Consider the following 9446-nt stretch of genomic DNA (forward strand, 5'->3'; position numbering starts at 1 on the left):
TACGAACCGATCAGGCCGTCGCTTCGGCGTCCTCGACGTTCTCGAGGCTCTCTAGGGCTTGGATCACGTCGCGGCGGTAGTTCTCGACTGGCGAGTCGTAGCGCTCGCGGGCCATCTGGGCGTACTCGTTGGTCGGCGCCGTCGAGCCGCTCTCGGGGGCTTCCTGCTCGTCCTGCCAGGCCTCGAACTCCTCGATGCGATCGAGGGTGCGCTCGGCGGTCTCGACGACCCAGCGGTCGCGGGTCGCCTCGTCGACGATCGAGATCGTCTCCGGGCGAACCGAGACGTTGACCGTGCCGTCCTCGGTCTCGTACGTTCGTGGTTTGCCGACGACCGAGACGTACGCCGGCGGCTCCGTGTCCCGGAGGACGGAGGCGGCCTCGGGCTGGTACTGGCCGGCGTAGACGAAGAACGTTCCCGTCGGATCGACGACGCGACCGCGCCAGTACTCGCTGTCCTCGCCGACGTCCTCGGTTTCGGTCAGCGTCCCGACGGCGAACACGCGGTTGGCCCGGTCGCCCGTCGGCAACAGGGCGTAGTTGGGGGCGCGCTCGTCGTCGCTTTCTTTGAACGTGTACGTCGAGTCGTTGAATTCGGAGGCGAAGACGCGACGCGCGACTTCGCGGGTGAGTTCTGCCTGAGACATTTACATCGACCTCGCTTTGATCAGCAGCTGTTCGGCATCGGCTGGCCCGTCGAGCTCCTCGACGTCGTCGGCCAGGACGTAGCGCCCGAACGTCGGCCCCTCAATGCGGTAGTAGGTACCGACGACCAGGTCGCGGATCTCGTCGGCGACGACGGTCGTGTCGAGCGCATCCATCGCCATGTCCTTGGCTTCCTCTAAGCTGATCCCGGTCAGGTTCTCGGTGGCGTCCTTGTCGAAGATGACCTCGTGGGCGTCGATTCCGTCGTCGACGACGGCCTTGATTCGCAGGTCGAACTCCCCTTCGACCTCGCCGTGTTCGTTACAGCGGCCGTTCTGGAGGACGCGGGTGCAGTCCTCCTTCGGACAGCGCTTGATCAGCCCGCTGCCGCTTTGCATGTCAACGAGCGCGCCTTCGATCACGCTCGTGTCGTCGCCGACCTCGAGCTCCTCGTCGAGCTCCTCGATGACGGTCGTCGAGTTGAGCTTGACGGAGTAGCGGCCCTCGTACTCGTCGGTGACGACGTTGCGAAGTTCGTAGACGCCGCCCTCGTCGAGGGTGGGAAGCTCGGATTTGGCCCACTTGGTGAACTTGATCGTCCCCGTCGGGTCGCCGAGCAGGCCGACCTGTGCGACCGAATCGCTGCGGGGCTCCCACAGCTCGATGACCTTGGCTGTGATGTCGATCCACTGCTCGGGCTCGTCGACGTCCTCGATCTTGGCCGCCTCGCTCGAGCCGCCCGCGAGATCATCGCGGTCGAGGCCGGCCTCCTCGAGGTAGTGGTTGGTGACGCTCCGGCGCGCCTCGTCGATCGGGACCTTGTACTCGTCGACGAGGGTCGTCAATCGATCCTCGACGTCGTCGACCGAGACGTCGATGTGGTCCGAAAACTGGTCGTGTATGTCGTCCGCGTGCTGTCGTACGTCGCTCATTGTGTCACGCCTCCTCTTTGTTTCACTGGGAGGCATACCGACGTTCGCTCCCGATCGTATTTAAACTGCCGGCACCGGAGCGAAAGTGTTCTCGTCGGGCGGTTACGGCGATCGGACCTCGAGCTCGAGGGCGTTCGGCAGGACGGCGTTTGCGGCGTACCCGCCCTCGTTCCAGGGGAACTCGTCGTCGTCGAGCGCGTCGCGCCACGCGTCGGGGTTCGAGATCCGCATCGGCTGGCGTCGCCCTCGGTCGTCGGTCGCGCGGGAAGCCAGCACGTACTCGCCGGGCGTCGCCGCCCAGTCGTACCGGAACAGCCGCCACGCGCCAGCGTAGTCGGGGCCGAACAGCTCCGCCTCCGCCCAGCTGTCGCCGCCGTCGGTCGACACCTCGACGCTCGCGACGTCGTCGTCGCCGGCCCACGCGACGCCCGTAATCTCGACCGTTCCGTCCTCGGGGACGGTGACGGCCGACTCGCCGTCGGGTTCGCCGATGACCGACATTACGGTCTGATCGAAGGTGTAAGGGTGGGCGGGCTCGCCGTCCTCGAGCTGGTCCCAGGTGTCGCCCGTCTCGACGGTCTCGTTGACCGCTGGCTCGACCCCTTCGGGGTGGATCCGGTAGGCCTCCTGTTGCCAGTAGGCGTGGTCGCCGGGGCGATCCAGCGAGTCCGCGGTAACCATCTCGTCCATCACGCGGAGCTCGTCGAGCCACTTGACGCTGTTGACGCCGTACCAGCCGGGAACGATCAGCCGGATCGGAAAGCCGTGCTCGCGGGGCAGCACCTGCCCGTTCATCTCGTAGGCGAGGATGCAGTCGTCGACCGCCTTCGAGAGCGGGATCGAACGCGCGAAGACGTCCTCTCCGTCCGATGGGTCGCCGCCGACCGCCGTGAGCCACGCGTCGTCGGGAACGTCCTCGAGGTCCCCGCGAAGCACGGCGCTCAGCGGCGTTCCCGACCAGACCGCGGTCCCAGCGGCCTCGTACCCCCACTGGACGCTGCCGGTCTCCGGGCGGTGCTGGCCGCGACCGTTACCCGCACACTCCATCGTGTGTGCGACCGCGACCGTCGGGAACTCCTCTCTGATCTCGGCGACCGAGTACGTGTTCTCGAGATAGCCCGTCAGCGAGACCGTCCACTCGCCGTCCCCGTCGGCCTCCGGCATGTCGTTGCGGTGGCAGACGAAGTGCTCCTCGATCGGCGTCAGCCAGTTCGCGTACGTCTTCCTGTTCGCCGCGCCGACGACGGTGTACTTGTCGGCGTCGTCTCTGGCTTCCTCGGCGCCGCCCTTCCGCTCGAGGATCGCGTCGATCTCGTCGTGACGGCTCGCTCGAGACTGTTCCGTGCCCATAGCTTCCGTGCGACACGAATCGAAAAAACGGTTCCCCCTGATTCGAGACCGGAGTCGGTTCGACGGTGGATACCGGCGACGGGACTATGTGTCCGCCCACCTAACCGAACGACGATGTCGGATCGCCGTCGACTCGAGCGGTTCCTCCGGACGAAGCTCCGGGAGGCCGGCGAGCAGTACGAGGAGCTCCGGGACTCGACGGACGGTCAGCTGGGAGAGGCCCGCGAGGCCTACCAGTCGGCCAGAAACGCCCGCGGGCTGCCGACCGACGAGCGGGACCGCGCGAAAATCGTCTGTCGACGTTACGCCGAGCGACGGGCTGCGCTACTCGACGAGGAGTACCGCCCGGCCTGCTACGAGGCCGGCCATCCCGACTGCGAGGGCTGCGTTGAGGACGTTCGCGAGGGTCGAATCGAGACCTGGTAGGGGAGAACCGTTCAGTTTTCGCTCGAGACGTCCCCCTCGGTCGTCTTCCCGTCTCCGTTCTCGGGGAGAAACGCCCAGACGAGGATCACGACGACGAGGACGGCGCCGACGACCGCGGTCTCGAGAACGGTCAGCTCGACGTTCACCCAGGACAGCACCGTCCGTAGCTCGACGAGCAGTGGGGCGAGCAGCGCCAGGACGACTAACAGCCCGGCCTTCGAGATTCGCACTACCGGTTCACCCCCAGCCAGGCGATCGACTCGAGCGTCCCGGTGACGTGGGACTCGAGGACGAACGCGAGGAGGTGGACGGTCTCGAGGCTAACCGGGAGCGGGTTGATATCGGGACCGAACAGCCCGCCGCGGTCGACGATCGACAGCAGCGGGAACGTGTACGCGAAGATCACGAGCACGACTGCGATGGCGGTCCACAGCTTGAGGTTGTCGAGCACGAGCGGGGCGTCCTCGGGACCCGAGAGCGTGCCGGCGTACTCGTTGGCCGGAAGCTCGTCGCTGCGCCCGTTGAGGGCAGTTCCGAAGACGTTCGCGAAGAACAGGACGAGCGAGAGCGTCAGCAGGATCCCGCCCAGCGCGATCTGGGCCTGGAGCTCGCCCATGCTTCCGACGGCGGCCTCGAACTCGAACCCGTCGTACTGGGGTTCGGCCGTTCGGCGAGGGACGCCCAGCAGACCACCGCGGTGCATCGCGTTCGACATGAACGTCATGCCGACGAACCAGAGCACGACCTGTCCCAGTGCAACGGAACGACTCCACAGCGCCCGCCCGGTTATCTGCGGGAGGAACCAGTAGGTGACCGCCATGAACGTCAGCGCGACGGCCGTACCCACGGTGAGGTGGAAGTGGCCGACGACCCAGAACGTGTTGTGCACGAGGTAGTTGATGTTCATCCCCGCGTTGATCATCCCCGAGAAGCCGGCGGCGGCGAACATCAGTCCAGCCAGCGCCATCCCGGTAAAGACGGGGTCGCGCCACGGCAGCGCCGTCAGCCAGCCGAAGTAGCCCTCGCCGCCGCGCTGGCGAGCGCCGTGTTCCATGCTGGCGACGACGGTAAAGGCGGTCAGCAGACTTGGTAACAACAGGAACATCGTGTTCGTCATCGCAATGAACTTGAAGCCCTCCGCGATGCCGGGATCGAGATACTGGTGGTGGATTCCCGTCGGCACCGAGAGAATCAGAAACAGGACGAAGACGACCCGTGCGAGGGGGTCGCTGAACAGTTTCCCGCCCGAGACCTTCGGTAGCAAAACGTACCACATCATGTACGCCGGCATCAGCCAGAAGTAGACGACCGGGTGGCCGAAGAACCAGAACAGCGTTCTGGTCAGCAGCGGGTTGACGGAGTCGACCAGTCCGAGCGACCACGGCAGCAAGAACAGCAGGATCGCCGCAGCGACCCCCAGGGTCGCGATGTACCACATCAACATCGTCGTCAGCACCATGAACGTCGGCAGCGGGATTCGCGAATCGGGATTTTCCTGTTTCCAGGCCCACCACGAGCGGAACCAGTCGGCGCCCGCGAGCCAGGTGCCGACGACGAACAGGACGAGCCCAAGATAGAACATCGGGTGTGCCTGCAGCGGCGCGTAGAACGTAAAGAGGACGGACGCGCTGATATCGGTCGCGTCGGTGAAGCCGGCCAGAATCGCGACGCCGCTCAGCGTGATCCCAGTCGCCATCAGTCCGTACCAGCCCCAGCTAAATCGGAGGTCCTCGACACCCCGGTCGAGACTGGTCGTTATCGCCCACGTGAACACGCCGACGAGGAAGAAGATCGTAAACGAAATTACGAGGAAGACGCCGTGGGCGGTCAGGACGGTGTAGTAGTCCGCTGAATCGATAAACCGGTAGTAGCCGGTCCGGTGAAGTGTCTGGATGATCCCGAACACGCCGCCCAGCGCGAGCGCGAGGAACGAACTGTAGAAGGCCGTCCGGACCAGCTTCGCCTCTGCCGGGAAGTCGTCGATGTACGCGTTACTCATCGTCATCCTCCTCGAGCTCGTCGGCCACGGTCAGCGTCCCGCTGTCCTCGTAGTCGTCGACGGTAACGGTCCAGTCGTGGTCACCCTCGCCGAGGTCCGCGGAGTCGATCGTAAACGTCGTCGTCTCGGCCTCGCCGCCGTCGATCGTAACGTCCTCCTCGAGCGTCTCGTCGCCGATCTCGAGCGCGACGGTCGTCTCGAGGGCCTCGAGCATGCGGTTCTCGACCTCGACCTCGATCGTCGCCTCGTCGCCGGTTTCGACCTCGTCGTCGGCCTCGACGGAGAGTTCGGTCATGTCGAACTCCTCGTCGGGGACGACGTGGAGTTCTCCCTCCATCGTGTGGTGGCCGGAGCCGCAGTACTCGTTACAGACAACGCCGTACTCGCCGGGCTCGTCGAACTCGACGGTCATCGCCGCCACCTCGCCGGGAATGACCATCGTGTTGACGTTCGTTCCGACGATGCTGAAGCTGTGGATCACGTCCGGGCTCGTCACGTAAAAGGTCACTTCGCTACCGGCCGGCACCTCGATCGGATCGGGCTGGAAGATGAACGTCTGGGCGACGACGTAGGCCTCGTACTCGTTCTCGCCGACCTGCTCGACACGCGGATCCGCGAAGCGCTCGTCCTCGTCCAGCTCGCTCGGCTCGATGGTCTCCTCGCTGTCGTCGACCATCGCGATGCCGAGGCCGACGGAGCCGTAGGTAATCGTCACGATGAAGCCGACGATCAGGACCATCGCTCCGATCAGCCACACCTTTTCGTAGGTGTGGACGTTCATGCGAGCCCCACCACCGTCAGAAACGTCCCGACGACGGTCGGCTCGTTTCCGAGGAACTCGACGAAGTACATGAACACCCACAGCAACGCGATGATGAGAAAGTACACCGTTATCAGCGCCAGCGTTCCGACGGGATCGTACTCGTCGTGGCCGATCTCCCGCCGTTGTTCTGACTCATCCGTCATCGCACACATGCGCTCGGATAAGGAGGCCGTTATATAATCGACCGCGCCGATTCTCATCCCGTAGGAACGGGGGTTATTATTAACCTGAGCTGTCCCCGAGTGCGGGTATGGATCTCGAGGCGCTCTCTCCGCGGGCCGCGCTCGTCGTCGGCTTGCTCGCGCTCCTGCCGGTCACCTGGTATGGTCTCGGCAGTTCGCTCTCGGCCGGCGTCGTCTCCGCGATCAACGTCGTGATCATCATCGCCTGTCTCTACGTGGCGTTCACGCCGGTTCCGGGCGGTCACGGCCACGACTCGAGCGAGACGTCGTAGCTCGCTCCCGGTTTCCGTCGAGTCCGTGTTCCTGTGACTCGAGCCGTGTCACTCCCCGTACCCCACGCGATATCGTTTCCCGCCCCCATGACTTCCTCACACGCCCGCTCCGACGCGGTCGGAGCCGATTCAGTTCGCGATCCCGCCGGTAGTTCTCTCGAGAGTGGTGCGTGTACGCTCTGTGAGCTACCGACGCCGGCCGATCCCGTTACCGACGCCGACGTCGATGGCGCCTTCTGCTGTCGAGGCTGTCTCGACGTCCACCGAGCGCTCGGGGCGGTCGACGACACGGACCCCGAGTCCGTTCGCGACCGCCTCGAGCGCGAGTCGCCGTCGCTCGACGACCTCGAGGGTGAAGACGCCTTTCTCGCGGTCGAGGGGATGCACTGTGGGACCTGTGAGGCTTTTCTCGAATCCCGGGCGACCGACGCCGAGGGTATCCGTGGGGCGGAAGCGAGCTACGCCACGGACACGCTTCGACTTGTCTACGATCCTGACGCGGTCGAGCCAGAACACCTGCCCGAGGCCGTCTCGGGCTACGGCTACGAGGCCCGGGAGCGGGGCGAGGGTCGGGACGAGGAGCCTCGCGACGCCGCCCTCGTGAAGTTCCTGATCGGCGGCGGGATGTTCGGTATGATGGTGATGATCTGGTACGCGGTCTTCCTCTACCCCACCTACTTCGGCTACGAGGCACTCGCCGACTTCGGGAGCTACGACGGCTACTACGTCGCCGTCAACATCTGGCTCATGACGACGTTCGTCCTCTTCTACACCGGCCTGCCGATCCTTCGGGGCGCCTACGTCAGCCTCAGGGCAGGGATGCCGAACATGGACCTGCTGGTCTCGCTGGCCGCCCTCGGTGCCTACGCCTACAGCACCCTCGCGATGGGGCTCGGTCGAACCGACCTCTACTTCGACGTCTCGGTCGCGGTCGTCCTCGCGGTCACCGCTGGAAGCTACTACGAGGGACGGATCAAGCGCCGCGCGGCCGGCCTGCTCTCGGATCTCACCGAGTCGCAGGTCGACGAGGCCCGCCGCGCCGACACCGGCGACACCGTGCCGATCTCCGCCGTCGATCCAGGCGATCGCCTGCTCGTTCGTCCGGGCGAGCGCGTTCCGCTCGACGGCACCGTCCGCGAGGGTCGGGCCGCCGTCGACGAGTCGTTGGTCACGGGCGAATCCCTCCCCGTCGAGAAGGAGACCGGCGATCCCCTCCGTGGGGGAACCGTCGTTACCGACACTCCGCTCGTCCTCGAGGTCGGCGACGATGCCGAGAGCACCCACGATCGACTCGTCTCGCTGCTCTGGTCGATCCAGAGCTCGAGGCCGGGAGCCCAGCGACTCGCCGACAAACTCGCGACGATCTTCGTGCCGCTGGTCCTCGCCCTCGCGACCGTTGCCACCGTCCTCTTGCTTGCGACCGGCTCGGCGGTCTCGACGGCATTTCTCGTCGGCCTGACGGTCGTGATCGTCTCCTGTCCCTGCGCGCTCGGGCTCGCGACGCCGCTGGCGATCGCCTCTGGGGTCCAGAACGCGGCCCGACGCGGGATCGTCGTCGCTGCGGAGACCATCTTCGAGGAGGCGCCCGAGATCGACGTCGTCGTCCTCGACAAGACGGGCACCCTCACGGAGGGAACGATGTCGGTCGACGCCGTCCACACCGTCGGCGGGATCGACGCTGACGACCTCCTCCGACGGGCCGCGGCCGTCGAGTCGCTCTCGGAGCATCCGATCGGTGCCGCCGTCGTCGACGCGGTCGAAGCCGACGGCGAATCCGGGCTCGTACCCGCCGCCGTCGACGGCTTCGAACGCCACTCTCGAGGCGTGAGCGCTCGCGTCGACGGCGACCGCGTCGTCGCCGGCCACCCCGACTGCTGTCGGGACCTCGAGGAGTCGATCCCGTCCCAACTCGAGTCCCGGATCGACTCGATTCGCGAGAGTGGCGCCGTCCCGGTCGTCGTCGCCTGGAACGGCCGCGCTCGCGGCGTGATCGCTGTCGGCGACGCGCCCCGTGAGGAGTGGCAGGAGGCGGTCGCGACCCTCGCCGACAGCCGGGAGGTCGTCGTCCTCACCGGCGACGAGGGCGCCGCGGCGGACCAGTTTCGGGACGTCGACGGCGTCGGCGAGGTCTTCGCTGGCGTCCCGCCCGAGGCGAAAGCCGAGACGGTTCGACGGCTCCGCTCGAGAGGGTCGGTCGCGATGGTCGGCGACGGGAGCAACGATGCGCCGGCGCTCGCCGCCGCCGACGTCGGTATCGCACTGGGTAGCGGTACCGAACTGGCGACGGACGCCGCCGACGCCGTCGTCGTCGACGATGACCTCGAGCGGGTCGCGGAGACGTTCGACGTCGCGGCCGCCACCAACCAGCGCATTCGCCAGAACCTCGGCTGGGCGTTCGTCTACAACGCTGTCGCGATCCCCCTGGCGATCACCGGGCTGCTCAACCCGTTGTTTGCCGCTGTCGCGATGGCGACGAGCAGTCTGCTCGTCGTCCTGAACTCGGCTCGCTCGCTCTGATTACTCGTCGCTTCCGTCGGCGTCCTCGCGGGTTACGACCCGCTCGACGACCGACCGCTCGCCGTCGTCGTCGTAGACGTACGTCGTCGCTTCTTCCTCGTCGCCCGTCCGACGGTGGCTGCCGTCACAGAACGGAAACGACGCCGAGAGTCCGCACTGGCAGACCGCGACGTCGCCCTTTTCGTCGTCGATATCCGACGGCTCGAGCTTTCGCGGCCCGTTCGCCTCGAGTTCGACCAGTCGTGTCATCGGTAGCGATGCGAACTCGAGCGAGGAAAGCGTTCCCCTCGGATCGATCGGG

At 66.1% G+C, this 9446-nt stretch carries 11 protein-coding genes; 3 read left to right on the forward strand and 8 right to left on the reverse strand.

What is annotated here, in order from left to right; translation table 11 throughout:
- Window positions 1-10: 10 nt before the first annotated feature.
- The 3 genes from QA600_RS01210 to QA600_RS01220 all read right to left on the reverse strand — a co-directional run bounded on the left by QA600_RS01210 (window position 11) and on the right by QA600_RS01220 (window position 2926).
- Window positions 11-646 carry a DNA-binding protein gene (locus QA600_RS01210; protein WP_278290144.1) on the reverse strand — a complete coding sequence of 212 codons (636 nt, stop codon included), beginning with the start codon at window positions 644-646 and terminating at the stop codon, window positions 11-13.
- Window positions 647-1576, reverse strand: a complete 930-nt coding sequence (locus QA600_RS01215) for a replication factor A (protein WP_278290145.1) — start codon at window positions 1574-1576, stop codon at window positions 647-649.
- A gap of 102 nt (window positions 1577-1678) precedes the next feature.
- On the reverse strand, window positions 1679-2926 hold the full coding sequence (locus QA600_RS01220; protein ID WP_278290146.1) for a sulfite oxidase: 1248 nt from the start codon (window positions 2924-2926) through the stop codon (window positions 1679-1681).
- Window positions 2927-3040: 114 nt separating this feature from the next.
- Between QA600_RS01220 and QA600_RS01225 the strand changes: the two genes are divergently transcribed.
- On the forward strand, window positions 3041-3352 hold the full coding sequence (locus tag QA600_RS01225; RefSeq protein WP_278290147.1) for a hypothetical protein: 312 nt from the start codon (window positions 3041-3043) through the stop codon (window positions 3350-3352).
- Between the two features lie 11 nt (window positions 3353-3363).
- On the opposite strand, the gene QA600_RS01230 is transcribed toward QA600_RS01225, so the two are convergent.
- Genes QA600_RS01230 through QA600_RS01245 form a run of 4 tightly spaced genes read right to left on the reverse strand, consistent with a single transcriptional unit; the run spans window position 3364 to window position 6326 of the window.
- The gene (locus QA600_RS01230) at window positions 3364-3582 is read right to left on the reverse strand and encodes a CbaC protein (protein WP_278290148.1); all 219 of its coding nucleotides are present in this window, start codon (window positions 3580-3582) and stop codon (window positions 3364-3366) included.
- The gene (locus QA600_RS01235) at window positions 3582-5351 is read right to left on the reverse strand and encodes a b(o/a)3-type cytochrome-c oxidase subunit 1 (protein WP_278290149.1); all 1770 of its coding nucleotides are present in this window, start codon (window positions 5349-5351) and stop codon (window positions 3582-3584) included. The genes QA600_RS01230 and QA600_RS01235 overlap by 1 nt, the downstream gene beginning before the upstream one ends.
- Window positions 5344-6132 carry a cytochrome c oxidase subunit II gene (locus QA600_RS01240; protein WP_278290150.1) on the reverse strand — a complete coding sequence of 263 codons (789 nt, stop codon included), beginning with the start codon at window positions 6130-6132 and terminating at the stop codon, window positions 5344-5346. Before QA600_RS01240 ends, QA600_RS01235 begins: the two co-directional genes overlap by 8 nt.
- Window positions 6129-6326 carry a hypothetical protein gene (locus QA600_RS01245; RefSeq protein ID WP_278290151.1) on the reverse strand — a complete coding sequence of 66 codons (198 nt, stop codon included), beginning with the start codon at window positions 6324-6326 and terminating at the stop codon, window positions 6129-6131. Before QA600_RS01245 ends, QA600_RS01240 begins: the two co-directional genes overlap by 4 nt.
- Before the next feature lie 98 nt (window positions 6327-6424).
- Between QA600_RS01245 and QA600_RS01250 the strand changes: the two genes are divergently transcribed.
- Window positions 6425-6628: a cytochrome-ba3 oxidase subunit gene (locus tag QA600_RS01250; RefSeq protein ID WP_278290152.1), complete on the forward strand. Its 204-nt coding sequence runs from the start codon at window positions 6425-6427 to the stop codon at window positions 6626-6628.
- A gap of 87 nt (window positions 6629-6715) precedes the next feature.
- Window positions 6716-9145, forward strand: coding sequence for a cation-translocating P-type ATPase (locus tag QA600_RS01255; protein WP_278290153.1), 2430 nt, complete (start codon window positions 6716-6718; stop codon window positions 9143-9145).
- On the opposite strand, the gene QA600_RS01260 is transcribed toward QA600_RS01255, so the two are convergent.
- Window positions 9146-9394 (reverse strand): CDGSH iron-sulfur domain-containing protein, encoded by a 249-nt coding sequence (locus tag QA600_RS01260; RefSeq protein ID WP_278290154.1) that lies wholly within the window; start codon window positions 9392-9394, stop codon window positions 9146-9148. It lies immediately after the preceding gene.
- Window positions 9395-9446: the final 52 nt, after the last annotated feature.

This window comes from Natronococcus sp. A-GB1 (genome assembly GCF_029688845.1).
Classification (GTDB): domain Archaea; phylum Halobacteriota; class Halobacteria; order Halobacteriales; family Natrialbaceae; genus Natronococcus.

Coding starts and splice junctions, on each gene's coding strand:
- QA600_RS01210 (WP_278290144.1), bottom strand. CDS start 646: ATGTCTCAGGCAGAACTCACCCGCGAAGTCGCGCGTCGCGTCTTCGCC.
- QA600_RS01220 (WP_278290146.1), bottom strand. CDS start 2,926: ATGGGCACGGAACAGTCTCGAGCGAGCCGTCACGACGAGATCGACGCG.
- QA600_RS01245 (WP_278290151.1), bottom strand. CDS start 6,326: ATGTGTGCGATGACGGATGAGTCAGAACAACGGCGGGAGATCGGCCAC.
- QA600_RS01255 (WP_278290153.1), top strand. CDS start 6,716: ATGACTTCCTCACACGCCCGCTCCGACGCGGTCGGAGCCGATTCAGTT.
- QA600_RS01215 (WP_278290145.1), bottom strand. CDS start 1,576: ATGAGCGACGTACGACAGCACGCGGACGACATACACGACCAGTTTTCG.
- QA600_RS01225 (WP_278290147.1), top strand. CDS start 3,041: ATGTCGGATCGCCGTCGACTCGAGCGGTTCCTCCGGACGAAGCTCCGG.
- QA600_RS01250 (WP_278290152.1), top strand. CDS start 6,425: ATGGATCTCGAGGCGCTCTCTCCGCGGGCCGCGCTCGTCGTCGGCTTG.
- QA600_RS01260 (WP_278290154.1), bottom strand. CDS start 9,394: ATGACACGACTGGTCGAACTCGAGGCGAACGGGCCGCGAAAGCTCGAG.
- QA600_RS01240 (WP_278290150.1), bottom strand. CDS start 6,132: ATGAACGTCCACACCTACGAAAAGGTGTGGCTGATCGGAGCGATGGTC.
- QA600_RS01235 (WP_278290149.1), bottom strand. CDS start 5,351: ATGAGTAACGCGTACATCGACGACTTCCCGGCAGAGGCGAAGCTGGTC.